A 25,828-nucleotide genomic window follows, 5' to 3' on the forward strand; every position below is an offset into this window, starting at 1 on the left:
TCCTTTTATCACTCTATAAATAAGATAAGCCTGCCGCTTTTTTTAGTGCGGTTTGGCTACTTAGCATCACCGCACCCAACGTTTACTCAACCGAAGCTTTTATAACAAAAAAGAGGGCAAGCCCTCTTTTTGACATTAAAAATTAGAGAGCACGTTGCGCTGACTAGTCATCAACCTGTTGCTCGTTAAGCCAATCGTGTAGCGCTTTCATATCGTGCTGAACCGCCATCTGTAGCTCTTCTACCCAATCGTGCACATTCTCCCACCAAGTAGGATGATCACCTTGTTGAATTTGATTGGCAATACGCTGTACACGGGCTAGACCAACAGAACCAGCGGCACCTTTAATTTTATGCGCCTGTGAACATACTTCCGACTTTTCATCGGCACTTAGGCTTAGCTGCAGTATTTCCATGTATTCGGGCATTTTTTCTTGGAATACTTTAACACTAGCCCGTACCATTTCATCCCCTATGGTATCCACTAACATCTGCAACAAGTCCATATCTAAAATGTTACTTAATGTTTTGTTAGGTTCAGGACGCTCTACCTCTCCGTCGACTTCAAGCGGCGCTGGTGGTGCGTGGAACAGCTCATTGAACACTTCAATAACGCGAGACTTCTTGATAGGTTTGGCAATCACATCATCCATACCGTTTTCTAAGTATTCATCACGCTTTTTAATCACGTTTGCCGTAAGCGCCACAATGGGTGTTTGCATGACCAAGTCTTCTTCAATAATAGTACTTGCTACATCAAACCCCGTCATATCAGGAAGCTGTATATCTAGCAGAATAAGGTCGTATTGGTTTTCCCTGACTTTATCGATAGCTTCTTGCCCCGTCATTGCCACATCAACTTTCTGACCCAGCTTCTCAAGCAAAGCTTTGGCTACCATAACGTTCAGTTCAATATCTTCTACAAGCAATATATTAAGCCCTGTCACTTGAAGCTGTGCGACTTTCATTGGGCTGTTAGAGATTTGAACCGGCAGTACAATTTCAAAACGAGTGCCTTTACCCACGTTACTAGAGACGTGAATTTCACCTTTCATCAGGTCGACCATTTGCTTACAAATAGCCAAACCGATACCTGTGCCTGTTGCCGATTGGTGATCGGGATGATCGACCTGGTAATACATAGCAAAAATCTTATCAATTTCGCTTTCAGGAATGCCCACGCCGGTATCTTCAATAATAAAGGTAACGTACGCTTTATCGCCATCCGGTTTAGTTGACGACACCGACAGGCTCACGTGCCCCTTTTGTGTAAACTTCACCGCATTAAACAAGATATTCCACAAAATTTGGCGAAGACGGGTACCGTCAATTTCCACTAAACGGGGCAATGGTTCGTTGATAGTGGTTTTTAGTTCAAGCTGTTTATCTGCTGCTAGCAGCCGAATAATACTGCTTAATTCTTCTGTGAAATCTTTTAGAGAAATCGTTTTAAGGCTTAGTTCAAGTTTATCTCTGTCTAATTTGTCGAGATCAATAATATCGTTAAATATGTTACCTAATGTGATAGCGCTAGCGTAAATAGTACTTACCCAACTGAACTGTTCGTCGCTTAACTCGGTGTCCCGCAGCATACGACTTAAGCCCACTATACCGTTTAATGGCGTTCGAAGTTCATGACTGATAGTAGCGATAAAGCGCGTCTTATCGGTACTTGCTTTCGCCGCAGCATTTTCCGCTTGTTTGCGCTCTGTCATATCACGACCGAATGACAACAGACCTAAACGATTCCCCTCTTTGTCGAAGAAAGGTACGCGTTTCATTTCGAAGTAACGGCGACGCCCATCGGCAAAGCGAAGCCAAAGCTCTTCAGTAATACTTGCATTGGTTTCCAGTACTTCGTGGTCACTTGCCACGATTTGGCGGGCTAGTTCTTCTTCGTAAACATCTTCTGGCGTTAACCCGAGCAACTCCTGCTCGGTCTTTCCGGTCATTAGCTCGGCAATGCGGTTACAGCCTGCAAATCTGCCTTCTTCATTACGGTAGTAAATCAAGTCTGGCGAGGCATCGATAATGGAGCGCAGGAGTGTGGACAAACGTCGCGCTTGGGCTTCTTGCTCAGATTTATCCTGAATTTCCTTCTCTAAATCTTTAAACAGTGCCTCTCGCTCTTCTTGCGCCTGTTTACGCTGCTCTATTTCGTGATTTAGCTGCCTTATATTACTTTGAAGCTCTCGATTAAGAAATACGTCTTCTTCCCTTAAGCTCTCAAGTTGGCTAACTACCTCTTTCAAGTTGGTACGTGAATTCTCTAGTTGTTTGATTAATTCACTAAAAAAGTAAAGCACCCATGGGGCCGATAACATGGTAAGGATAACGGCACTTATGAAGTCGTCTGGCTGTACTTGGCTTCCCATACTTACGCGTATAACGTAAGAACCGCCTAGCGTGAACACAAGTGAAAGAACAACAAATAAAATGCTGAGCTTTAGAGTGCCAAAACGTTGGACAAATTGGGCAAAGCGAATTGCCCAAGAATCGTTTGGTGAATCTGAATGCATGTACGTCTTATCTAAACTTATTTTGCTTGTATCCTATCAGGCTTTAATCACTTCGGGAATGCGGTTTATTAAAGCAGAGCGATGACCCTACTATAGGGTTAGGATTTAAACGGTGACTTTTCCGTAACTTCGTGGATATAAGCGGTGTTAACCCAGCCAACTTTGGTAAAAGATACTTTCGCCCACTCTCCCTGTTTCTCTAGAACACGTAATATTTCTCCTTTTTCTAAACTACTTTCAAGAGTGGGAAATGAAGTATCAGGGCCTTTTCTAACATTAAGCGCATTGGCACATACATTAGCTACTTTCTTTGCAGGTCTAGCCAAATTATGCTGAAACTCATCATGTTCCTTTCGCTGTGGGCCCATCTCTTTCGATTCTGTTAGTACCGCGACACGTTCGAGATGCAATGGAAGCTCTTTAAACTTTTGCATTGGAAAGGCAGGGCCCGGATCTACTTTACGCGTGGGCGCAATCTCTTCATGTCCAACAATCTTAGAAATCTGGTAGTACTCGCACAGTGTTTTACATAAGACGAGGGCTCGTGATATTTGAATATCAGTATACTCGTGCCAATAGCCAACAGCATGCTGGTTGCTCTTCCTAGCTTCGAATACTTCGTTCTTTTCATACTTTTTGCCGAACCAACTCTCATAGGTGCCATCACTTCTTTCCTTTAGCTGGCCTGCATTATCTAGTTCAATGCCTATAGAGTATTTGTTTAACCCACTACGCCCCTCAAAGTGACTTTCGCCTGCATGCCATGCAACCTTATTCGTTGGCAGCATTTGTACAATATTACCGTTACGTCCCACGGCGAAGTGAGCAGACACACCGCTATCTGGGTCGGTTAATACGTTAACTGATGACGTTAGACTACTGCCTGCGGTGAAATGGATAACGATAGTATCAGGAATACCCTTTTCAAAGAGCCCTGAGGTATTGGGAGAGGGCGTAAAACTTACGCCTTCGCCTGTTACTATATGCTCGTTAATAACGAAGGTGCTGTTGGGGCTTGCCTGTAATACTGTCATTCGATAGTCCTCACTGGCTTGGCAACATGTGCTTTCAGTGAATTTTTATTCTTTTACTTATGCTTACGCGCTCGTAAAAATTACATGAATGTACTATCAAGTATCACAGCATAAAGCTCCAACCTTACATCCGGGTGATTTTTAACCAATATAGCAAACTACTTATGTAAGTGGAACCATAGCTTTACATTTTCATAAAAATACAAACAAACAGCCATTGACAACATAAAACCGCAAAGATAGAGCATAATTATTCATTAATAAAAAATAAATGAGAACCAATATCATTTAACGATTGAAAACTATTCATTTTCATTAACTGATAACATTTTTGTTACAAATCTAAAATACAATCAACAAACCCATGATTTAAAAAGAATTTATTGAATTTATACTAATTCACTATAAAGCTTACACTTTTAGCGTTTGATTTTATTTTTTAATGTGGGTATTTTGTACGGCCCGCATCGCAATAATGCATAAAAATGCGGAAACGACTGGAATCCTCTAATAATAAAATAACGACAAGAAAGGCGCACGCCGTAAGCAATACCGCTCGCAGGCATAAAAGACGTCTAATAATGTTGTGATACGCAAACCTAGGCGCATCTACACGCAACGCATACCTTGCCCAGTCAAAAGGTTGAAGGAGTTAAGAGATGAGTTTATATAATCCCAATGATTCCCGGGACAACTGTGGGTTTGGCTTAATCGCTCACACTCATGGGGAAGCCAGTCATGAATTGGTAACTACTGCAATACACGGTCTTGACCGTATGCAGCATCGTGGCGGTATCGCCGCCGACGGGAAAACCGGTGACGGCTGTGGTTTATTACTACAGAAACCGGATGCGTTCTTCCATGCAATCGCCGAAGAAAATGGCTGGAAACTCAGCAAAAAATACGGCGTGGGCATGATTTTCTTAAGTCAGGACCCGGTACTTGCGCAAGCCGCGCGTGACGTACTTAATGAAGAACTAGAAAAAGAAACACTTTCAGTAGTGGGTTGGCGCGAAGTGCCTGTCGACCACTCAGTACTGGGTGAATTAGCGCTTACGGGTGTTCCACAAATTGAACAGGTATTTGTGAACGCGCCAGCAGGTTGGAGAAAACGCGACCTTGAGCGTCGTTTGTATATGATCCGCCGCCGCGCTGAAAAACGCCTTGAAAAAGATCCCGATTTTTACGTAGCTTGTTTGTCAGGCTTGGTAACGATCTACAAAGGCTTGGTAATGCCAAAAGATTTACCCGCCTTTTATCACGATCTTGCCGATGAGCGTATGCAAAGCGCAATTTGCGTATTCCACCAGCGCTTCTCAACAAATACACTACCACGCTGGCCGCTTGCTCAGCCTTTCCGTTTCCTTGCGCACAACGGTGAAATTAACACCATAAAAGGAAACCGCGACTGGGCCATGGCACGTGCTGCTAAATTCGCAACGCCACTTATTCCAGATCTTAAAGATGCAGCACCTTTTGTTAATACTGAAGGTTCAGACTCATCATCGCTGGATAACATGCTGGAGCTATTCTTAGCCGGCGGTATGGATTTATTCCGTGCTATGCGGTTACTTGTTCCACCAGCCTATCAAAATAACAAAACCATGGACGATGATCTTCGTGCATTTTACGAGTTCAACTCGATGCACATGGAACCATGGGACGGCCCAGCGGGTATCGTTTTAACTAACGGTCGCCACGTAGCCTGTAATCTTGATAGAAATGGTCTACGTCCTGCACGTTACGTCATCACTAAGAACGGTTTCATTACCCTAGCCTCAGAAGTGGGTATTTGGGACTACGAGCAAGCTGACGTTATCGAAAAAGGCCGCGTAGGCCCAGGTGAAATGCTTGCTGTAGATACTTACACCGGCAAAATCTGGCGCTCTACTGAAATTGATGATGACTTAAAAGCACGTCATCCATATAAAAAGTGGCTAGAAAAACATATTCGTCGTTTGACCCCTATCGAGCAGCTCGATGCCTCGCTTATTGGCAAGCGCGTGTTCGACGACGATGCCATGGCGGTGTACCACAAGCTGCACGCCTACAGCTATGAAGAAATTCAACAAGTTGTAAAAGTACTCGCGAAAGACGGTCAAGAAGCCGTTGGTTCAATGGGTGACGACACGCCAATGGCGGTTATGTCATCTCGTCAGCGTACCGTTTACGACTATTTCCGTCAGCAATTCGCACAGGTTACTAACCCGCCAATCGACCCGCTTCGTGAAAACCACGTTATGTCGTTGGCAACCTGTATTGGCCGCGAGCAAAACGTATTTAGCGAAACCTCAGGTTACGCTGACCGCGTATTGTTCGACTCGCCAGTGCTAATGTATACCGACCTTAAGCAACTGCGCGAATTTAACCCAGACAACTACTACTCAGAAGTCGTGGAGCTTCAGTATGCGCCGCAAGAAGGTTTGAAGAAAGCCATCGAGCGCGTGTGTAACGAAGTCGAGATGCTGGTTAAAAACAAGCGTGCTGCGTTCGTTATTCTGTCTGACAGAAACATTAAACAAAATCGCTTGGTTATCCCTGCAGCAATGGCAGTTGGTGCGGTACAACGTCGCTTAGTTGAAAAGTCATTACGCTGCGATGCTAACGTTGTTGTTGAGACAGCAAGTGCCCGCGATCCACACCATTTCGCGGTGTTGATTGGCTTAGGTGCCACTGCGGTTTACCCATTCCTTGCATATGAAACTATTGAGCAGCTTTGTGAAAAAGGCGAGCTAGATATTTCTCCTATGCAGGCCACGTTGAACTACCGTAAGGGTATCAACAAAGGCTTGTATAAGATTATGTCTAAGATGGGTATTAGCACCGTTGCTAGCTACCGTAGCTCTAAGTTGTTTGAAGCGGTGGGCGTTAACAACGAAGTGATGAAGTTATGCTTTAATGGTGTGACCTCACGCATACAAGGTGCGGGCTTCGATGATTTCCATCAAGATCTTATCAACCTAAACCGCATTGCATGGCTTAAGCGTAAGTCTGTCGATCACGGCGGCTTGCTTAAATACGTTCACGGTGGCGAATATCACGCTTACAACCCAGACGTAGTCAGTACGCTTCAAAAGGCTGTAGTGTCGGGAAACTACGACGACTACCAGCAATATGCCAAGCTTGTTAACGAGCGTGCGCCATCGCACATTCGCGACTTGCTAGCTATTAACCCAGATTGCGACCCTATTGATATTAGCGAAGTTGAAGCACCGGAAAACTTATTCCCGCGCTTCGATACCGCAGCGATGTCAATTGGTGCACTAAGCCCTGAAGCGCACGAAGCGCTGGCAATTGCCATGAACCGCTTGGGCGGTCAATCAAACTCAGGGGAAGGTGGCGAACACCCTTCTCGCTTTGGTACTGAAAAGAATTCTAAAATTAAGCAGGTGGCTTCAGGTCGCTTTGGTGTAACGCCTCACTATTTGGTTAACGCTAACGTTATTCAAATTAAAGTGGCGCAGGGTGCAAAACCGGGTGAAGGGGGTCAGCTTCCAGGTGACAAAGTAAATAAGTACATCGCACAGCTACGTTTCTCTGTGCCGGGTGTAACCCTTATTTCACCGCCTCCGCACCACGATATTTACTCAATTGAAGATTTAGCACAGCTAATTTTCGATTTGAAACAGGTTAATCCAACGGCGCTTATATCCGTTAAGCTAGTATCTGAGCCAGGTGTTGGCACCATTGCAACGGGTGTGGCGAAAGCCTATGCCGACCTTATCACCGTTTCAGGTTACGACGGCGGCACAGGTGCAAGCCCGCTGACATCAGTTAAGTATGCGGGTAGTCCGTTCGAGCTTGGTTTATCTGAAACTCAGCAAGCGCTTATTGAAAACGGCTTACGTCACAAAGTACGCGTTCAAACCGACGGTGGTTTGAAAACAGGCTTAGACGTAGTAAAAGCCGGTATTTTAGGTGCTGAGAGCTTCGGTTTTGGTACGGGTCCAATGGTTGCTTTAGGCTGTAAATACTTGCGTATTTGCCACTTGAACAACTGTGCGACCGGTGTTGCAACGCAGGATCAAAAACTGCGTGACGACCACTTCATTGGCTTACCTGACATGGTAATGAACTACTTCAAGTTTATTGCTCAAGAAGTGCGTGAAATTATGGCGTCTATGGGTATTGCTAAGTTCGACGACCTTGTTGGTCGCACAGAACTACTTAAAGTTTTAGATGGCATTACCGCCAAGCAAAACCGTTTAGATTTGTCTCCGTTGCTAGCGCAGCCTAAAGCAGGTGAGCATACGCGTTTATTCTGTTCGCAAACCACGAACGCGCCTATCGATAAAGGTGAGTTGAATGCTCAGATGCTTAAAGATGCACAGCAGGCTGTGGTAGATGGTGAGTCAATTACCCTTAAATACCCTGTACGCAACACAGACCGCTCTGTAGGCGCTTTGCTATCAGGTGAAATTGCTAAACATCACGGTAACCACGACTTTGAAGACACGCCTGTTAAAGTTGAACTTACCGGTACAGCAGGTCAGAGCTTCGGCGTTTGGAACGCTGGCGGCCTGCATATGCACCTTGAAGGCGATGCTAACGATTACGTGGGCAAAGGTATGACCGGCGGTAAGCTTGTTATTCACCCGCCGCGCAATATTTCATATGACGCCCACGATAGCGCCATCATGGGTAACACCTGCCTTTACGGTGCGACAGGCGGCAAGCTATTTGCTGCTGGCCGTGCTGGCGAGCGCTTTGGCGTACGTAACTCTGGTGCTATTGCGGTAGTTGAAGGCATTGGCGATAACGGCTGTGAATATATGACAGGCGGTATCGTGGCTGTTCTTGGTCCGGTTGGCGTTAACTTCGGTGCCGGTATGACAGGTGGTTTTGCTTATCTTATGGATGATGGCGACGACCTTGATAACCGTGTAAATGCCGAACTGGTCGATGTAATGCCAATTGAAGATAAAGCGATTCTTGCTGAGCACTTACGTGGCTTAATTAATCAGCATTACGAAGAAACAGGAAGCGAGCACTCGTTGTCGTTGCTTACTGACTTCGCCGCAACGCTGAAACGCTTCAAGCTTATTAAGCCAAAAACCAGTGATGTGAAAAACTTGCTTGGTCACATCAGTCGTTCAAGTGCTGAATTACGCATTCAGGCTCAGTAGGAGGATTTAGTTTATGGCAAAGAACGTATATCAATTTGTCGATGTTGAACGTATCGATCCGCCGAAAAAGCCGATCATGGTACGTAAACAAGAGTTCGCGGAAATTTATCAACCGCTGAGCCAATCTCAAACCGAAGGCCAAGCAGATCGCTGCTTGGACTGCGGTAACCCATACTGTGAATGGAAGTGTCCTGTTCACAACTATATTCCACAATGGTTAAGCTTGGCGAACGAAGGCCGTATTTTGGAAGCTGCGGAACTCTCTCATAAAACCAACAGTTTGCCGGAAGTATGCGGCCGCGTATGTCCACAGGACAGACTGTGCGAAGGTGCATGTACACTGAATGACGATTTTGGTGCAGTTACTATCGGCAGTATTGAGAAGTACATTACCGATACAGCATTCAAAATGGGCTGGCGCCCAGATATGTCTGACGTGGTATGGACCGACAAGAAAGTGGCGATTGTAGGTGCAGGCCCAGCTGGTCTTGCATGTGCTGATATTCTGGTTCGTAACGGCGTTAAACCTGTTGTTTACGACAAATACGAAGAAATTGGTGGCCTACTTACATTTGGTATCCCGTCTTTTAAATTAGAGAAAGACGTAATCAAGCTACGCCGCCAAATCTTTACCGAGATGGGTGTTGAGTTCGTACTTAACACTGAAATTGGTAAAGACATCCAGTTCCAGGATTTGCTTGATAAATACGATGCTGTTTTTCTTGGCATGGGTACGTACAAGTCGATGCAAGGTGGTTTCGATAACGAAGAAGTTGAAGGCGTTCACGAAGCCTTACCTTTCCTTATCGCCAACACCAATCGCGTAATGGGCCTTGAAAAAGATCCTGCTGATTACATTGATATGAAAGGCAAGCGCGTGGTGGTTCTAGGTGGTGGTGATACCACCATGGACTGTGTGCGTACATCAATTCGCCAAGGTGCTGCCCAAGTTACCTGTGCATATCGCCGTGACGAAGAAAGCATGCCAGGATCTCGCCGCGAAGTTGTTAACGCTAAAGAAGAAGGCGTTGAGTTTAAATTCAACCTACAGCCTCTTGATATAGCCGTTGATGAAAACGGAAAAGCCTGTGGCGTTAAGTTCGTTAAAACCGAAATGGGGCCGCCAGATGTAAATGGTCGACGCCGCCCTGTTGAAGTAGAAGGTTCTGAACACGTACTTGAAGCAGATGCTGTTATCATCGCATTTGGTTTCCAACCAAGTCCTGCGCCATGGTTTGCCGATTTCGGCATTATGCTTGATGAGAAAGGCCGCGTGCGCGCGCCTTCGGGAGGTAAGTTTGCTTTCCAAACTTCACACCCACAAGTATTTGCTGGTGGTGATATGGTTCGTGGTAGTGACCTGGTTGTTACCGCTATCGATGAAGGCCGCAAAGCCGCAGAAGGAATTATGGACTACATCGGCGTGTAACCATCGCTAACAAGTCCTTTAACTAAAAGCTCGATAGTTCTGCTATCGAGCTTTTTTATTTAAAACTAAATAGAAGCGATTACCGCAGATAACATCATGGAATGGCGTATTAGCAACTTTTAACCGGCACACAGATTTGATACCAGCTGTCGACTACGCCTTATCTCAATTGAATACCGGTAGGAAAAGTTGTAAGCAACATACTAGAAACGTTGAAAGCATACGTTAATCGACCAAGGTTTAGTTGATGTACAAGAGCAACAGCTCTAGTATTTTAAACTCAAATAAAAACTAAATTGATCAAGAGCCTATATATGAAGAACTGGGATGTTAAAAGACTCGCTATGTATCTGACCTTATTTTCAGGCATCAGTGGCTTATCTCATGCTACCTATGCTGATAGCCTTTCGGTAGAGGCAACCTCAAAAGAAGGTCTCTCCGATAAACCCAGCATAGTGTCTTGCCCTTCAGAGTTTCAGCAGGTGAAAATTGCACAAGATGCCCGTCAATGCCAAGCCTTTGACGAACCATTAACGTCTGTCATGGTGTATCACTCACCCGCCACTCCCGAAGCCATGGTCAATCTCTATCAAGAGGCACACCCTGCGTTAAAAACCCACACACCGGTCAACGGTCGTACCCTATTGTCCTCTCAAGACAAAGCCGTAAGGGTTATCGTAAGCCCCGATAAGGCAGGTTCTCAAGTCGATATTTTGGTTACGTCAAACGCTAATTAAGCTCTATTTTTTAAAGCCAGTGTAAAACATACTCATGTTGGCATCTGGCTTGCAAATTCATAGTAAACAACACGATGACAATGTCTGGCGTCATTTTTCTGACACCAACAAAGATATAGTTAGTAGGCTAGCTTACCTAAAACAAACTGGCACGGCCTGATAACTCTACTGTCATTGGCTTTTATTTTTGATATTTGCGAGGGTTACGATGGAATTGGCAATTATTCTAATGATGTTACTTATTGTCGTTGCACTAGGTGCCATAAAATTGTCAGACGGTGGCGTCGCCTTTCCATTCAGGCGAAAACCGCAGTTATTCACGCCGGTGGAGCATACCTTTTTAAACCTTATCGAACAGGCCATGGGGCGTGAGTTTAGAATAGTGTGCCGCGTACGTCTTAATGACTTAGTATCAGTGCGTCAATCTGCCAAGAAAAAGACAGCGAGCCAAGCGCTTAGCAGAGCATCTAGCAGACAACTCGACTTTGTTTTGGTTGATAAACAAAATATGAGCCCTGTAATGGCTATCGATTTAGTTCACAGCCAAGGTAAAGAGGGATACAAAACACAAAAAGACTGGTTTGTTACGGGCGCCTTAGATGCTGCAGGACTTCCTCACGCTAGAATAAAAGTGAAATCTGGCTACACAGTTGATGATATCCGCGAGTGCTTGGAAAACAAACTTATTCCGTATCGCCGCTTACAGAATAAGATGGCACAATTACCAACGCACAACCCAGAGCCACCTAAGCGCCCTACTCGCCCGGTGCGTTCAAGCAGACCAGCGGCCGCCTGATAAGGTTAATCCGAGCTTCCCCTAGCCTTTGTTACTTTGCTGTTTTCTTACTCTCAAATAGCAGTAACAAAGGCATTTTTCTGTCAGTTTCTCTATTTTCCTTATACAATTAGTGCATTCAACAGCGTATCCACGCGTTAAATTCCCTCAACACCGTCGGTAGAGTTATGAAAAAAATTGGTATTTTAGGTGCAATGGATGAAGAAGTTGCGCTACTTAAAGCATCGCTTTGGAACGTAAAAGAAACAAAGTGGAAACACCTTACTTTTTATGAAGGCACACTTAACGACATGGAAGTGGTGTTGGTTAAGTGCGGCATTGGTAAAGTGGCTGCTGCAATCGCTACGACTGTATTGATTGAGCAGTACGCTCCTGATGCAGTGGTCAATACGGGTTCTGCTGGTGGTTTCGATAAAAACCTGAATATTGGTGACTTAGTAATAGCAAGCCACGTTATTCACCACGATGCCGATCTAACCCATTTTGGTTACAAGCTTGGCCAATGTGCGGGGATGCCTGAAGATTTTCGCTGTGACACAACATTAATGGAAACAGCAAGCACCGCGGCGGCAGAGATTACCTCATTACAATCGACAACAGGTTTAATTTGCACCGGCGATGCATTTATCGGTAGCGATGAAGCGGTAGCACAGTTGCGTGAAAACTTCCCAGACATGAAAGCGGTAGAAATGGAAGGTGCGGCTATTGGTCAAACCTGCCATATGCTCGACACACCGTTTCTAGTTATCCGCTCATTATCAGATATAGCGGGTAAGACATCATCAGTCAGCTTTAAAGAATATTTAGATACGGCTGCTAAGCATTCTGCACAGCTCGTTATGGCAATGATTCAGGCCCTCGCAAAATAAAATGACAGAGGTAATTAGCGACCCGCAATATCAGTCGCTATTGGTACTTTGGCTGGCTATTGCCGTGGATGCCTTGTGGCGCTGGCCCCAAAGTACTCACCCCCTAACACTTATGCGTTACCTTGTTTTGCAAATGGGGCGTAAAGTAGTGCCATCTCGCGATTTCGGTCCATCTCAGCACTACATTTCGGGTTCGTTAGCTGCATTGGTTCTACTTGCGCCTTTGGTAATTTGTGTTGCCATCTTAGTTTACATGGCGCAATACCCCGTTTTCTTTGAAGCGATTATTCTTGTCGCCCTGCTCGATTTTGGCTATCAGCGCCAGCAGTATAAAAAAGTGCTAGCAAGTGTAGGTAGAAACAAAAAGTCTCTTGCCCGAGAAATGGTCCAAACCATTACCGCAAGACAGTGTAACTCTCTGACAGACATTGGCATTGCTAAAGCTGCAATCGAGTCGCTTTGGCTTAAATTTCTTTACTTGTATTGCGGCGTTATTTTTTACTTTGTGGTGGCAGGGCCAATAGGCGCCTTAATCTACCGCTTACTTCTACTTACATCGTGGCAATGGCACTACCGTAACCCTTCTATGTCACTCTTTGCGAAGCCTGTTCGCAAATTAGTTTATTTGCTTACCCTTCCACCCGCTGCTATTGGCGGCCTTGTTACTTTGCTAGTTAGTCATCCTATAAAAGCGCTTCGTGCTATAAAACGTTCTCCTGAAAAAGATAAAACGTCTCTACTGCTAGCACTTTTGGGTGGTGTGTTAGATGTAAAGCTGGGGGGCCCAGCAATTTATGCAAACAGGAAAATTCGATATGCCCGCGTAGGAGGCGTAAATGAAGTCAAGTATTCCCACATGTTAAAAGCTAAAAGCACAGTTACTATGGCTATGGTGGCCACAAGCGCATTTGCATCATTAACCTTGTTAATCATGGCCGTTGCTTTATGAGAGCATTACGCGTTCTAAGCGCTTTTTCTTTCATACTGCTTTGCTCTACATCGCTTTTTGCACATGCTAATTTGGAGGGAGACGACACGGCCGGATTAAGGCTAATTACCAACGAAAATAAGCTTCCTTCTGCTGGTTTAACTGCGCAATCGGTGGCGGGATCTTCTGGACTAAAAATAGTAAGCCTAGCACCACACCTTACAGAGTGGGCATTTAGTTTAGGTTTGGGTTCAAACCTTGTAGGTGTAAGCGACTACAGTGACTATCCAGAAGCTGCCAAGAATATTCAACGTATAGCCGACTTTCAAGGTGCTGACATTGCCGCCATAGTGGCGTTAGAACCTGATTTAATACTCGCTTGGGATGGAGGCAACAAACCTCAGGATATACATAAACTTTCTTCAATGGGGCTTGATGTATTTACCAGTAGGGTTGCAAATATCACAGATATTGCTAGTGAAATAAAAAGGCTTGGTGCACTCACGAACACACAAAAAAAAGCCACTCAACTCACTAATAACTTTCTCGACGAGCTGAAGACGCTAAGATATAAATACGATAGTGAGCCTCGTAAACCGGTTTTTTACTATTCATGGACGGCGCCACTTATGACTATTGGCCCCAATGCATGGGGAAATCAACTATTAAATGTTTGTGGGGCGCAAACGCTATTTTACGATAGTCCGGTGGACTATCCTCAAGTTGCCGTTAAAGACGTGCTAGTTCGACAACCCCATGCACTCATTGCCGCCTCTAAGAGTTCACAAGAAGAACTAGAAGTATTCTGGCGCACTCATCGCAGGTTTATTGATGCACCACTTATTGTTGTCGACCCAGATGTCACTAGCCGTTTTTCACTGCGATTAATAAATGAACTAAAATCACTATGTGAAGGTATTAAATAAAACGCATAAGCGTTATACTTAAGTCTAAGTATCAGTGAGAAGGTAAGAGCATCTATTCATGCGGATTGTTGTTGCAGGTTTTCTAGTTGTTGTTAGCATTGCATTATTTGTGTCGCTTCAGTGCACAGCGAAAGCGACTGCACAAGCCTCCGTTGCCGCTTCACCTTATCTAATTGAACGTGTCGCTAATAACGACTGGTTGCTTATTGATGTTCGCTCTCCTGAAGAGTTTGCCGATGGTCACATTCCTGGCGCAGTGAATATGCCCCATGAAAATATCAACGATTATCTCAGCGAATTAGAAGGCCATAAAAACAAGCCTATTATAATTTATTGCCGTTCAGGCAGAAGAGCGCAACTCGCCATGAAAGTGTTGGAAGAACTGGATTTTTCTGAAGTCATGCATTTAGAGGGCGACATGCTAGGCTGGAGCGCTGCAGGCATGACAGTAGACAGAATGTAGTCTGGTCGTTAGGCAACTACGACGGCCTAAGATTGTTATAAATCCTTCCAAGCTGATGAATGTGTTTAAGCGATCCCCCCTGTGATACACTCTTTTTATTCGATTAAAGCATGAAACTACTATGAAAATAGATATTGCTACTCCGGCTATGTTGTTTCCAGCAATTTCTTTATTGCTTCTAGCCTATACCAATCGCTTTCTAACCCTTGCGACAATCATCCGAAACTTTTCAAAAGAAGAGAGAGATGACAATACCCAAGCGCAAATAAAAAACCTTAGATTGCGCATTCAGCTTATAAAGCGTATGCAAATAGCAGGGGTAGGAAGCTTTTTCTATGCGTGGTGTCCATGTTGGCCATTTACCTTACCTATCAACAAATAGGAAACTGGGTTTTTGCAGCAAGTTTAGTGTCATTGCTGTATTCACTGTGGATGTCAGTCAGAGAAATTTTGATTTCCGTAGAAGCATTGGATGTACACCTTGATGGGATGAAAAATGGCCCAAGCAAAGAGAACGCATGACGCCAACCAGTTACATGCAACACATAGCTCAAAAAGATATAAGCTACGAGCAGTTAGCCCCTGAGTTTTTTGCGGGCGTGATTTCTCTTGGTAATTACGTACATGGTGACAACTACCTCACTAACAAGTTGCTAGCTGACTACTATGCTAAAAGTTTTATTGGCGACCTTAATGCTAGTTGGGTAGCGCTATACAAAGGTAAGGTAGTGGGTTTCAGGCTGACCTTCGCACATACTCAATGGAAAGCAGATGAATGGTGCAGCCCTTCCCTGTGGCCGGTAGATTCAAATACGGTGTGCTATTTCAAATGCAATACTGTAGACCCCGCTATGCAGGGCAGTGGAATTGGCAGTACGCTATTAAGTAAGTCAATAGAATGTGCGAGAGCGCAAGGTGCAGATGCGGGTTTAGCACATATTTGGTTGGCAAGCCCGGGCAATAGTGCATTTAAGTACTTCACCAAAAATGGTGGCCAATTGATAAAAAAACACGCTAACAAATGGCGCTATGCATCTATTCACGAGGGCTATGACTGCCCTGTTTGCGACGGCTACTGTGAATGTAAAGGTGCAGAAATGCTACTACAATTCTAATACCCAACATGATGTAAACGCTCACAGCCATTTTATTCTATGACCTACGACCCTCTTATCTCCCGCGGCGTTTCATCAATGCTTCCCGCGCCCAAAAGCTACTGGCATGCTACACATAAAGTGCCATCACTGCCGCCTTTGAACAAGAAGATAAATACCGAGTATCTCGTTATCGGTGGTGGCTATACGGGTCTGTCCGCTGCCATTACGCTTGCTCAAGCTAAGCAAGACGTTACGCTACTTGATGCAAACTCACTTGGATTTGGCTGTGCAGGTCGCAATGGAGGCTTTATCCTCTCTGGAAGCGGCAGACTGTCGTTAAGCGCCATAGAAGAAAAGTGGAGTCATAAAGTCGCTATGGGCATGCAGGGCGAATTTGACGGTGCCGTGGATTTACTTAAAAAGCGTATTACAGACTTTGATATGCAAGTCGATTTAGTAAACGGGCCTTATTTAAAACTGGCCCATAACGTTAAACAAGCCGAGCAGCTATGCGGCAGCGCTAAACATTTTGCATCGAATTTTAACGTGCCAAGTATTACCCTTTCTTCAAAAGACCTCACTACCCGTTTTGGTATAAAAGGGGCTTATGGTGGCGTTGAGCTTGAAGGCGCATGTTTACATCCTTTGAAACTGGCAAGCGAATATGCAAGAGTGGCTAAAGAACTCGGTGCCGCGCTTTTCTACGACTCGCCAGCCATTTGCATTGAAAAGCAAAAAACAGGGTTCCTTGTCACCACCCCAAACGGCTCAGTATCCGCTAAGCATATACTCGTTGCTACTAACGCCTATACCCCTAAACGCTTTCACGACAGTGTAGATAATAAGCAATTTCCCGTACAGTCGAGTATCTTTGTTACCGCCCCTTTAAATGACGAACAACGCGCTATGACCGGGTTAACCGCACCTATGAGTTTTATGGATACGCGGATGATGAAATATTACTATAGGGTATTGCCAGACGGTCGATTGTTATTTGGTGGTCGTGGGGCAGTAAAAGGCAAAAATGCGAATAACGCTACAGAAAAGCAGCGACTTTATAACGCCATGGTAAAAAGCTTTCCAGCACTTAAAGGTATCGCCATGGACTATTTCTGGAGTGGTTGGGTGAGCGTGTCGCTAGATAGCATGCCACGTATTTTTGTCGAGAGTGAGACTAGCGGGAACAGCGTAAAGCGTGATGCGTATTCTATCGGTTATGCTATGGGCTATTGCGGTTCAGGGGTTTCCTTTGCTGCCTTTGCTGGGCAACGCCTCGCACAACGAATGATGGGGGCAGGTGGAATTGATTTATCCCTCCCCCTTTACCAGTCAACGCTTAAAAATTACCCGTTTCCTAGGGCAAGAAGATTAGCACTGCACGGTTTATATCAGTGGGCGAAAATTGCTGAGCGTTAGTCTTAGTGAATTTTTACGGTAAGTCTGCCGTCTTCACCTTTCACGCTGTACATTATTTGGGCTATGCTAGTATTCTAATCACTGACGGAGCCACCTCATGTCATATATCGATGCCTTTGCTGTAGCCGTGCCCACAAAAAACAAAGCGTTATACATTGAACACGCCAAACTCGCTGGCGATATTTTTAAAGAGTATGGTGCCACTAAAATTCTTGAAGCTTGGGGTGATGATGTACCCGATGGTGAGATAACGTCTTTCCCTTTAGCGGTAAAAGCTAAAGAAAATGAAACCGTGGTATTTTCTATTGCGTTCTGGCCATCAAAAGAAGTGCGTGACACCGCATGGCAAAAAGTAATGGAAGACCCCAGAATGCAGGAAAGCGAAAACCCCATGCCCTTCGACGGAAAGCGTCTTATTTATGGGGGCTTCGTTCCTATGTTGGAGTTGTAAGGCTGTAATCAAAGGTTTTAGCTACTTCATATTGTCAATTTCAGCGAGCGCCGATGGCAAATCGGCGGCTAGCTTTTTGTATCGACGGTATACGACAAAAACGACTACGCTGTTTATAAGTAACTGTATTATCCATAGCGTATAGGCGCTGAACATCAGTACGTTGAAAACAGCGAGTACTAGCAATCCACACCAGAGTGTTACGCATGCATACAGACTAACTTTCCAATAGTGTAATTGCTGCTTTAGCTGACTTTGTTTAAAAGACAGCATCGACTGCACATCTAAAGCTTGGGTTTGCCACTGCTTTTGTCTTACCCAATACCCCCAAGTTCCGAAAGCAACAGGGATAGGCGTAAGTATTGAAAAAAGTAAAAATTGATACGTAGTCAGCGGCTCGAATATCACCAAGGTTAAACACCACACTGAAACCGCTAGTCCAAGAGCTAAGTCGAGAGCCCCTTTAGCTTTCAGCTTAAATCTAGCCTTCTTGGTTTCTTTTATCAGTGCGTTTGTATCTACTGATGGCGTTGCCTCTTTATACGCACTTTGCCACTGTGCGAGCTGCTTATCGAATTCATTCATATTACTGTACTCTCGGGTGACTTGTTATCGCTCACGGCTGCTGCTCCATGATCTGGGTTAACTGCTGACGGGCGCGACTTATACGCTTGGCGACAGCGTTCTCTTTGATTCCTAACATGTCGGCTATTTCGAGCTGGCTGAACCCCTCAAGAAGCAAAGCCAGTACTTGCCTGTATTTTACTTCAAGCTGACGCAACCCTGTCATAAGATCCATTGCACGCTCTTGTGACATTGCATCTTGCGATGAATGGGCATTTAATCTGTTAGAAGGATCGGGCTCTTCATCGTGGGTAAATTCTTGACGCCGTTGTTCTTTAATCACGTGGTCAACCGCTTTGTTATGCGCCACTTTTGCAACAAAGGTTTTAATGCTGGCATCACCGCGAAATCCCCTACCACTATCTTTTGAGGCTCCTTCAAAAGCGCGCCAAACGGCCAGAGACATTTCTTGTATCAGTTCGTCTTGAAGTGCTTTATTGGCTTCAAACGTTGCAGCAATACGCGCCATAAGGGGCGCGTAATCGCTTAGCAGTTTTTCTACTTGAATGGTTTCTTTCACTGCAATTCCATTTTTATTATTCTTAATTCCACGCTTCAAACGTGTAGCTAACGTCTTCTAAATAAATAATTATTGAAACAAACGCTGGTACGCGACAAAGCAAGCACATGAAACAATAGGGCCAAGCACCAATCCTGACAGCGCAAATGTGTAGGGTGCAAGTGCAACAGTTAAGAATAAGATGGCACCTATTATGAGCATCGGCTTGTAAGCGCCAATTACCGCAGCAAAACTATTTGTAAAAGACGCTGAAATAGAGCGATGCTTTAATATAAGCAACATAGGTACAAATAATAGCAACAGGTTAATGGGGGTTGCCGAGCCCATCATTAAGCCAACTTTCCACGCCGGAACATCTACTATATGGCCACTCGCTAACGCCGCTATTGGCTCCGCCCCCATTAACATAGCGCCAATTTGAAATTGAATCCACGCAATGACCGGCCCAGTTAAACTCCACAGCGCAATATTTACCCATGCGCGCGTTGTGCTACCAGAAAAGGTTACTTTGCCGTTCATCGCTAAGTTTGCTATGGCTAACCACATTAAGGTCGCAAGAAGTGGACTTATCCATTTTGATATACCCATGCCTACAGGGCCTGCCAACGCTTGGATAAGAGCAGCGATGAGTAGCGTCACAAATGAAAGCCCAAGCAGTTTGAACGGCGCTCTTTTAAAAAGCTGCCAGCCTTCTTTAAGCCATGTGAACGCTTCCTTTGCCGGAAGACTTTTATCAGCCTGTTGGTACGTTGTGCGAGTTGAAGTTACGGTTGTCATTATATTATCCCTTTTCATTGCGTAAGCGTTAATATGAAGTACTACTGGTTTTCCCCAGGCTGCAACGCGTAAACTGCTTATCGTACAGTCGGGTTTGTTGTTTAACTTTTCCCCTATAGACGATGGCGATTATTAAAACCTGACAAACTTTTTTCAAAATAATAAAAATAGATACAATTTAGCTTAATATCAGTTAGTTAGAACTTTAAATAATGAAGTCTGCTTGTATTTAGCTGTGAACCAGTGGTGTATGGGCGCTATAAAAGAGAAATAGACACGAATTCAATCTTCAACACTGACTTTTAGGCAAAAAAAAGCCCGCTTAAATAAGCGGGCTTTCAAATACTAGTTAAGTGAAGCTTTAAGCTAGCGTGATCCGGGCAAACTTGCGTTTACCCACCTGATACACGTTTTCACCTTTTTCGGTGATTACTAAGCGGGTGTCTTCCACTTTATCGCCGTTAATTTTAACTGCGCCTTGCTTAATCATGCGCATAGCATCTGAAGTCGAACCAACAAGGTTAAGCTTCTTTCAACAAATTACCAATGGCAATACCCTCATCGCTCAATGCAATTTCAAGCTCTGGCATGTCATCAGGGATAGCATTTTTCTGGAAGCGTTGAATAAAGTCCTGATGCGCGCCTTCAGCGGCAGCATCGTCATGGAAACGAGCGATGATTTCTTTTGCCAACATGATTTTAATATCACGCGGGTTTTCACCGCCTTCAACGCGCGCTTTAAGCTCTGCTATCTCTTCTAACGGACGGAAGCTTATAAGGTCATAGTAACGCCACATCAAATCATCAGAAATAGACATCACTTTACCAAACATATCGTTTGGCGCATCTGTAATACCAATGTAGTTGTTCAAAGACTTAGACATCTTCTGAACACCATCTAAGCCTTCAAGTAGCGGAACCATCACAATTGACTGCTGCTTTTGGCCTTGCTCTTTTTGAAGCTCACGGCCCATTAGCAAGTTGAAACGCTGGTCAGTACCGCCCATTTCAACGTCTGATTCAAGGGCTACCGAGTCCCATCCTTGCACCAGTGGATAAAGGAATTCGTGGATAGCAATAGGCTGGCCGTTGTTGTAGCGCTTCTTAAAATCATCACGCTCTAGCATACGCGCCACGGTTTGGCTTGCCGCAAGTTTGATCATACCCGCCGCACCAAGACCGTCCATCCACTCAGAGTTAAAACGAATTTCGGTTTTATCTTCATCAAGGATCTTGAACACTTGTTCTTGATACGTTTTAGCGTTTTCTAATACCTGTTCTTTACTTAAAGGCTTGCGTGTGACATTTTTACCTGTAGGATCGCCAATTAGGCCAGTAAAATCACCAATAAGAAAAACAACTTTGTGGCCTAGTTGCTGGAATGTACGCAACTTGTTGAGCAACACAGTATGACCTAGATGCAGATCAGGCGCAGTTGGATCAAAACCCGCTTTAATGGTTAGGGTTTTACCGGATTTTAGTTTTTCAATTAAATCCTCTTCGGGGAGTATTTCATCAACGCCCCGTTTAATCTCAGCTATCGCTGTTTGCCAATCTTTCATTTGTTAATCACACTCTACATAACTGTACATTCAATATTGGCGGGCATTTTACGCTTACAACGGAACCATTAAAAGCTTTGCGCGTCAAAAAACGAATGACAAACAGTCATGTTGTTAAACCCAACAGCTTTGAACGCAAAATTAGCGTATTAATATAACTGAATTGAAAGAGAGGGGAAGGGCTTTCGCAAACACGCGGTAACCCCACCCATGGGCGCTCCGCCACCGCTTCCCTGCGGGAGGAGGTTTTGCTCCAGCCCTTATATTCAGAGATATTTAGATAGCGCATTATGTAATTGCGAGTTTAAGAGCTATTGGGTGTAACAATTTGCGCTAACAAAAAAATGAGAAAAGTTGCATTTTTAAGCAACGTATGTGAAATAGTGTTGTGCACATAACATTTCTCAGGTGGGCTGTAGTATGAGAAAGAAATTAGACGCTTCTAAAGCGCTACATTTATATAAAAATTTACCTAAGCAACATAGAACCGGTATTGCTATCGCAAGCTTGTTTCTTGGTGGGCTTATCCTTTTGCCGTCGGAGCCTGTGGAGGCTAGCCGTCATCAAGAGGCATATATTTTAGATGCAGGCGTTCGCTACCCTGTAGATCTTAACATCACACCGTCAACCGACGTTTTTTCGAATGAAGAAGAGTCTACTTGGCAAACTTATAAGGTTCGCAGCGGCGATACCCTAGCAAAGCTATTTAAACGTGCAGGGTTTACAGCACGCGACGTATACAATGTGACCCAGGCAGGTGAACTAACAAAAACGCTCGTCACTTTACTACCTGGCGATGAACTATCGTTTAAAGCGAACAAAGATGGTAGCTTTGGCGAGCTGAAGTACAAGCTATCTTCAACGGAAACTCTCTTCGTGCGTCCGGATTCGCCTGAAGAAAACAGCAGTCTTGTCGCTGAATTAGAAAAGCGCGATGTAGATATTCGCTACAACTTTGCGCAAGGTGAAATCCACTCGAGCTTTTGGAATGCCGCGAGAGATGCAGGACTTACCAGTAACCAAATTATGAATTTGGCAGGTATTTTCGGCTGGGATATTGATTTCGCGATGGAGATTCGTTCAGGCGATACGTTCAATGTTGTTTTTGAAGAGCAGTATATTGACGGCGAGTTTGTTGGCTACGGCGATATCGTAGCGGCTGAGTTTACCAACCAAGGCGAACAGTTTAGCGCGATCCTTCACGAGGACGGCACATACTACACTCCGGAAGGGCGTAGCATGCGTAAAAGTTTTTTACGTGCACCAGTTAATTTCAGATACGTCAGCTCTAACTTCACCAAAGCGCGCTTCCACCCGGTCCAAAAACGCTGGAAAGCACACCGCGGTACCGATTATGTAGCAGCCGTTGGCACGCCCATCATGGCAGCAGGCGATGGAAAAGTTATCAAAGCAAGCTACGATAAATACAATGGCCATCATGTGTTTATTCAGCACGGCGAGAAATACACCACTAAGTACCTGCACTTTAAAAAGCGTGCAGTAAAAGTTGGAGATACGGTTAAGCAAGGACAAACCGTGGGTTACTTGGGTAGTTCGGGTATGGTTACTGGCGCGCATCTTCATTATGAATTCTTAGTAGATGGTGTGCATAGAAACCCACGCACCGTAGAACTGCCGAAAGCTTTACCCATAGCAAAGGAAGAGCGAGAAAGATTTATGGAAATAGCAAAACTTCGTCAGCAGCAACTCAATAATAACAAACGTATTATGCTCGCGATGAAATAGTTACGCTATGGCAAAATATATTGGCTTGATGTCAGGCACAAGCATGGACGGCGTTGACGCCGTCCTATGCGACATCACTGCAACGTCGTGCAAAACGCTTTCAGCACATACAATCCCCTATCCTAGCGAACTACTCCACGCTCTTAACGATTTGTGTAATGAAGGCCCTGACGAGCTCAACACGCTTGGCATTGCAGATAGACTCGTTGCAGAAGCCTTTTCACAAGTGACGTTAGCGTTACTTGATAAAAACAATCTTAAAGCGTCAGATATCACTGCCATTGGCTCCCATGGTCAAACAGTGCGTCACTACCCCAACTCTAATGTGATGTCTGCCCATTTTTCTAGCCCTTCTATTCGGGGCTTCACTTGTCAGATTGGCGACCCTAACACTATTGCAGTGCTAACCGGCATTGATGTTATCGCCGATTTTAGGCGTAAAGATATTGCGTTGGGCGGACAAGGTGCACCGCTGGTACCCGCTTTTCACAATTCGGTCTTCTCCAGTGAAAATAAATATCGAGCGCTGGTAAATATTGGCGGCATCGCAAACATTTCACTCCTTGCGCCAAAGCGAGATAACACACCGCCAAAAGGGTTTGATACTGGGCCGGGTAACACTTTAATGGACCAATGGATAAGCCTTCATTTAAACAAGAGTTTTGATAAAGATGGGGCCTGGGCCGCGTCAGGGCATTGCCATAAAGGCTTGCTAGGCAGGTTTTTATTAGATAATTACTTTTCTTTACCCGCGCCTAAAAGTACAGGTAGAGAGCATTTCAATATTGATTGGTTAAGCAACGCCCTTGCTGATTACTTTCCCTCTAGCGCAGACCTGCAAAGCGAAGAAGAAAACAACAATTTAGCCCCAGAAGATGTTCAAGCCACTTTGCTTGCACTTACCGGCAGCACAATCGCTCAGGAGATCATTAAACATCTACCTAAAGCAAGTAATGCGAACATGCAAAGCGAAGTAATAGTGTGCGGCGGTGGCGCATTTAATAAAACGTTAATGTCTTATTTGAACAACGCTTTGAGCGATTATGCCGTAGCAGACAGTTATGTGCTGGGAATTCATCCACAGCATGTAGAGGGTGCCGCGTTTGCTTGGTTAGCGCATGCATTTATAAATGATATTCCGAGTAATGTGCCTGAGGTTACGGGTGCAGCCAGATCTACAGTACTTGGGGCGCTATTTAAAAAAGCATAAAAAAGGCCACTGATGCAATCAAGGGCCCTCTAATATCGTTTCCTCAGAAGTATTACTTAGCGATTTCCATTTCCATATCTTTGAGTGCACTTGCATCAATATCGTCCTGAGGTTTAACACTGCGCTTTTTAGCGCGTATGTCGAAATAACCATACCCCCCCACAAGCAGGAAGCAGATAGCTGGAACAATATAAGATACAACCACTCCTGCGCTATCAATAATGGCGGCTTGGAAAAGTGGCATAATGGCTCCACCAAGGATAGCCATCACAAGGCCTGCTGCGCCTAGCTTGGTGTCTTCCCCCAATCCTTCGAGCGCAATACCATAAATAGTCGGGAACATTAGCGACAAACACGCAGAAATTGAAACCAGTGCAATTACGCCTGCTAAATTAGGAGACTGCGTCATGAAGATACAAAGTGCCATGGCAATCAACGACATAACCATTAATAGCTTAGCAGGATAGAGATACTGCATTGCCCAGGTCATCACAAAGCGAGAAATTAAGAATACGATCATGCTGTATTGTAATATTTCACCACCGCTTACTTCGTTGCCACCCGTCGCTTTCATTGCATATTGGATAGTAAAGGTCCACACACAAGTTTGTGCGCCAACATTGAAAAACTGAGCCAATACACCAAAACGGTAGTGTCTGTTGGCCATTAAGCGCTTCAGCGATGCGCCCAATTTGACGTCTTCCACACTAGATTCGACCGATTCTTGAACTGGCGTCTTAATTAGGAAAATAGCGACCCAAACCAACACCAATACACATGCCATACCTACGTAAGGAAGCATTACAGCATCAAGTTCAGCCCCTATCACGTTTTTAAGCTCGCTTGCCGACATGGCGGCACGCTCTTGTGCAGATGCCTGATTCAGGTTTGGCAATATAAGCGTTGCAGCCAAAAACACACCTAAATTAGTGCCAACGGGATTAAACGCTTGAGCTAAATTTAAACGGCGTGTCGCGCTTTTTTGATTTCCCATCGCCATAACGTAAGGGTTGGCTGACGTTTCAAGAATAGATAAGCCACCAGCCAATACAAAAAGCGCAGCAAGGAAAAAGCCGTAAGTCATAGTTTGACTGGCTGGATAGAACAGAAATGCCCCCGCGGCCGCGCAGCCCAGCCCGGTTAATACACCTGTTTTATAAGAGAAGCGCTTGTTAATAAAAGCAGCAGGAATGGCTAAGCAAAAATAAGCTCCATAATAGGCAAATTGAACCAATGCCGATTGCAAAGACGACATAGTGAATATCTTACTAAATACCTTTACTAAAGGGTCTGTCATATTCGCAGCCACACCCCATGAAGCAAAGCAAATCGTTAACAATACAAAGGGAATTAATGTGTCTTTGGAAACCAAAGGGGCGTTGTTTTTCATAAGAACAGCCTTTCGCTTGTAAAAAATTAGTTAACCAATTTAAGCATTGCTCTTTTAACCTGTCAATAAATCAATTTAATTTACTTATGTAGGGTTGCGTCAATAATTAGACTTTATGTGTAGAAGACCGTTAACAACCATTGCGAGACTACTTTTAAAACGATTAAACGTGACTACAAAAAGGCATATAAATCAGAACACTAAAAAAC

General features: G+C 44.6%; 19 protein-coding genes and 2 pseudogenes. 14 read left to right on the forward strand and 7 right to left on the reverse strand.

The window, feature by feature from the left end:
* Positions 1-163 precede the first annotated feature (163 nt).
* Together arcB and ACYX4M_RS02560 are read right to left on the reverse strand one after the other, a co-directional pair.
* Positions 164-2,518, reverse strand: a complete 2,355-nt coding sequence (gene arcB / locus ACYX4M_RS02555; protein WP_334056563.1) for an aerobic respiration two-component sensor histidine kinase ArcB — start codon at positions 2,516-2,518, stop codon at positions 164-166.
* A gap of 98 nt (positions 2,519-2,616) precedes the next feature.
* Positions 2,617-3,552, reverse strand: coding sequence for an N-acetylmuramoyl-L-alanine amidase (locus tag ACYX4M_RS02560; RefSeq protein WP_476081764.1), 936 nt, complete (start codon positions 3,550-3,552; stop codon positions 2,617-2,619).
* A gap of 659 nt (positions 3,553-4,211) precedes the next feature.
* Here ACYX4M_RS02560 and gltB point away from each other — a divergent pair.
* From gltB to ACYX4M_RS02620, 12 genes and pseudogenes are all read left to right on the forward strand, one after another.
* A complete protein-coding gene (gene gltB / locus ACYX4M_RS02565; RefSeq protein ID WP_476081765.1) occupies positions 4,212-8,678 on the forward strand; it encodes a glutamate synthase large subunit in 4,467 nt (1,488 codons plus the stop codon).
* A gap of 13 nt (positions 8,679-8,691) precedes the next feature.
* Positions 8,692-10,107, forward strand: a complete 1,416-nt coding sequence (locus ACYX4M_RS02570; protein ID WP_476081766.1) for an FAD-dependent oxidoreductase — start codon at positions 8,692-8,694, stop codon at positions 10,105-10,107.
* Positions 10,108-10,421: 314 nt separating this feature from the next.
* Complete coding sequence (locus tag ACYX4M_RS02575) at positions 10,422-10,844, forward strand: hypothetical protein (RefSeq protein ID WP_334056557.1); 423 nt, start codon at positions 10,422-10,424, stop codon at positions 10,842-10,844.
* A 208-nt stretch (positions 10,845-11,052) separates the two neighbouring features.
* Positions 11,053-11,640, forward strand: a complete 588-nt coding sequence (locus tag ACYX4M_RS02580) for a DUF2726 domain-containing protein (RefSeq protein ID WP_334056555.1) — start codon at positions 11,053-11,055, stop codon at positions 11,638-11,640.
* A gap of 167 nt (positions 11,641-11,807) precedes the next feature.
* Positions 11,808-12,509 (forward strand): 5'-methylthioadenosine/adenosylhomocysteine nucleosidase, encoded by a 702-nt coding sequence (locus ACYX4M_RS02585; RefSeq protein WP_476081767.1) that lies wholly within the window; start codon positions 11,808-11,810, stop codon positions 12,507-12,509.
* Position 12,510: 1 nt separating this feature from the next.
* Complete coding sequence (locus tag ACYX4M_RS02590) at positions 12,511-13,458, forward strand: cobalamin biosynthesis protein CobD/CbiB (RefSeq protein WP_476081768.1); 948 nt, start codon at positions 12,511-12,513, stop codon at positions 13,456-13,458.
* The gene (locus tag ACYX4M_RS02595) at positions 13,455-14,363 is read left to right on the forward strand and encodes a cobalamin-binding protein (RefSeq protein WP_476081769.1); all 909 of its coding nucleotides are present in this window, start codon (positions 13,455-13,457) and stop codon (positions 14,361-14,363) included. Before ACYX4M_RS02590 ends, ACYX4M_RS02595 begins: the two co-directional genes overlap by 4 nt.
* A 58-nt stretch (positions 14,364-14,421) precedes the next feature.
* The gene (locus tag ACYX4M_RS02600; protein ID WP_476081770.1) at positions 14,422-14,826 is read left to right on the forward strand and encodes a rhodanese-like domain-containing protein; all 405 of its coding nucleotides are present in this window, start codon (positions 14,422-14,424) and stop codon (positions 14,824-14,826) included.
* A 121-nt stretch (positions 14,827-14,947) separates the two neighbouring features.
* A pseudogene (locus ACYX4M_RS02605) lies at positions 14,948-15,348 on the forward strand (DUF2721 domain-containing protein).
* The gene (locus ACYX4M_RS02610; RefSeq protein ID WP_476081771.1) at positions 15,345-15,941 is read left to right on the forward strand and encodes a GNAT family N-acetyltransferase; all 597 of its coding nucleotides are present in this window, start codon (positions 15,345-15,347) and stop codon (positions 15,939-15,941) included. The pseudogene ACYX4M_RS02605 and the gene ACYX4M_RS02610 overlap by 4 nt, the downstream one beginning before the upstream one ends.
* A 39-nt stretch (positions 15,942-15,980) precedes the next feature.
* The gene (locus tag ACYX4M_RS02615) at positions 15,981-17,339 is read left to right on the forward strand and encodes an NAD(P)/FAD-dependent oxidoreductase (RefSeq protein WP_476081772.1); all 1,359 of its coding nucleotides are present in this window, start codon (positions 15,981-15,983) and stop codon (positions 17,337-17,339) included.
* Between the two features lie 97 nt (positions 17,340-17,436).
* Positions 17,437-17,790 (forward strand): DUF1428 domain-containing protein, encoded by a 354-nt coding sequence (locus ACYX4M_RS02620; protein WP_476081773.1) that lies wholly within the window; start codon positions 17,437-17,439, stop codon positions 17,788-17,790.
* 21 nt (positions 17,791-17,811) lie between these two features.
* Here the strand turns inward: ACYX4M_RS02620 and ACYX4M_RS02625 are convergent, their stop codons facing one another.
* From ACYX4M_RS02625 to tyrS, 4 genes and pseudogenes are all read right to left on the reverse strand, one after another.
* Positions 17,812-18,375: a hypothetical protein gene (locus ACYX4M_RS02625; protein ID WP_476081774.1), complete on the reverse strand. Its 564-nt coding sequence runs from the start codon at positions 18,373-18,375 to the stop codon at positions 17,812-17,814.
* 31 nt (positions 18,376-18,406) lie between these two features.
* The gene (locus tag ACYX4M_RS02630; RefSeq protein WP_476081775.1) at positions 18,407-18,934 is read right to left on the reverse strand and encodes an RNA polymerase sigma factor; all 528 of its coding nucleotides are present in this window, start codon (positions 18,932-18,934) and stop codon (positions 18,407-18,409) included.
* A gap of 69 nt (positions 18,935-19,003) precedes the next feature.
* The gene (locus ACYX4M_RS02635) at positions 19,004-19,711 is read right to left on the reverse strand and encodes a hypothetical protein (RefSeq protein ID WP_476081776.1); all 708 of its coding nucleotides are present in this window, start codon (positions 19,709-19,711) and stop codon (positions 19,004-19,006) included.
* Between the two features lie 361 nt (positions 19,712-20,072).
* Positions 20,073-21,273: pseudogene (gene tyrS / locus ACYX4M_RS02640) on the reverse strand (tyrosine--tRNA ligase).
* Between the two features lie 420 nt (positions 21,274-21,693).
* On the opposite strand from tyrS, the gene ACYX4M_RS02645 reads away from it, so the two are divergent.
* Both ACYX4M_RS02645 and ACYX4M_RS02650 read left to right on the forward strand, forming a co-directional pair.
* A complete protein-coding gene (locus ACYX4M_RS02645) occupies positions 21,694-23,019 on the forward strand; it encodes an OapA family protein (RefSeq protein WP_476081777.1) in 1,326 nt (441 codons plus the stop codon).
* A gap of 7 nt (positions 23,020-23,026) precedes the next feature.
* Positions 23,027-24,229 carry an anhydro-N-acetylmuramic acid kinase gene (locus ACYX4M_RS02650; protein ID WP_476081778.1) on the forward strand — a complete coding sequence of 401 codons (1,203 nt, stop codon included), beginning with the start codon at positions 23,027-23,029 and terminating at the stop codon, positions 24,227-24,229.
* Positions 24,230-24,281: 52 nt separating this feature from the next.
* Here the strand turns inward: ACYX4M_RS02650 and fucP are convergent, their stop codons facing one another.
* Entirely contained in the window at positions 24,282-25,619 is a 1,338-nt protein-coding gene (gene fucP / locus ACYX4M_RS02655) for an L-fucose:H+ symporter permease (protein ID WP_476081779.1), read from the reverse strand.
* Positions 25,620-25,828: the final 209 nt, after the last annotated feature.

The organism is Alteromonas sp. ABV4_150 (genome assembly GCF_056311745.1).

What these genes read in the sequence shown, in the direction of transcription:
- ACYX4M_RS02570 (WP_476081766.1), top strand. Translation starts at nt 8,692, where the DNA reads ATGGCAAAGAACGTATATCAATTTGTCGATGTTGAACGTATCGATCCG.
- arcB (WP_334056563.1), bottom strand. Translation starts at nt 2,518, where the DNA reads ATGCATTCAGATTCACCAAACGATTCTTGGGCAATTCGCTTTGCCCAA.
- ACYX4M_RS02610 (WP_476081771.1), top strand. Translation starts at nt 15,345, where the DNA reads ATGACGCCAACCAGTTACATGCAACACATAGCTCAAAAAGATATAAGC.
- ACYX4M_RS02600 (WP_476081770.1), top strand. Translation starts at nt 14,422, where the DNA reads ATGCGGATTGTTGTTGCAGGTTTTCTAGTTGTTGTTAGCATTGCATTA.
- ACYX4M_RS02560 (WP_476081764.1), bottom strand. Translation starts at nt 3,552, where the DNA reads ATGACAGTATTACAGGCAAGCCCCAACAGCACCTTCGTTATTAACGAG.
- ACYX4M_RS02590 (WP_476081768.1), top strand. Translation starts at nt 12,511, where the DNA reads ATGACAGAGGTAATTAGCGACCCGCAATATCAGTCGCTATTGGTACTT.
- fucP (WP_476081779.1), bottom strand. Translation starts at nt 25,619, where the DNA reads ATGAAAAACAACGCCCCTTTGGTTTCCAAAGACACATTAATTCCCTTT.
- ACYX4M_RS02635 (WP_476081776.1), bottom strand. Translation starts at nt 19,711, where the DNA reads ATGACAACCGTAACTTCAACTCGCACAACGTACCAACAGGCTGATAAA.
- ACYX4M_RS02580 (WP_334056555.1), top strand. Translation starts at nt 11,053, where the DNA reads ATGGAATTGGCAATTATTCTAATGATGTTACTTATTGTCGTTGCACTA.
- ACYX4M_RS02575 (WP_334056557.1), top strand. Translation starts at nt 10,422, where the DNA reads ATGAAGAACTGGGATGTTAAAAGACTCGCTATGTATCTGACCTTATTT.
- ACYX4M_RS02620 (WP_476081773.1), top strand. Translation starts at nt 17,437, where the DNA reads ATGTCATATATCGATGCCTTTGCTGTAGCCGTGCCCACAAAAAACAAA.
- ACYX4M_RS02650 (WP_476081778.1), top strand. Translation starts at nt 23,027, where the DNA reads ATGGCAAAATATATTGGCTTGATGTCAGGCACAAGCATGGACGGCGTT.
- ACYX4M_RS02645 (WP_476081777.1), top strand. Translation starts at nt 21,694, where the DNA reads ATGAGAAAGAAATTAGACGCTTCTAAAGCGCTACATTTATATAAAAAT.
- ACYX4M_RS02585 (WP_476081767.1), top strand. Translation starts at nt 11,808, where the DNA reads ATGAAAAAAATTGGTATTTTAGGTGCAATGGATGAAGAAGTTGCGCTA.
- ACYX4M_RS02595 (WP_476081769.1), top strand. Translation starts at nt 13,455, where the DNA reads ATGAGAGCATTACGCGTTCTAAGCGCTTTTTCTTTCATACTGCTTTGC.
- ACYX4M_RS02615 (WP_476081772.1), top strand. Translation starts at nt 15,981, where the DNA reads ATGACCTACGACCCTCTTATCTCCCGCGGCGTTTCATCAATGCTTCCC.
- ACYX4M_RS02625 (WP_476081774.1), bottom strand. Translation starts at nt 18,375, where the DNA reads ATGAATGAATTCGATAAGCAGCTCGCACAGTGGCAAAGTGCGTATAAA.
- gltB (WP_476081765.1), top strand. Translation starts at nt 4,212, where the DNA reads ATGAGTTTATATAATCCCAATGATTCCCGGGACAACTGTGGGTTTGGC.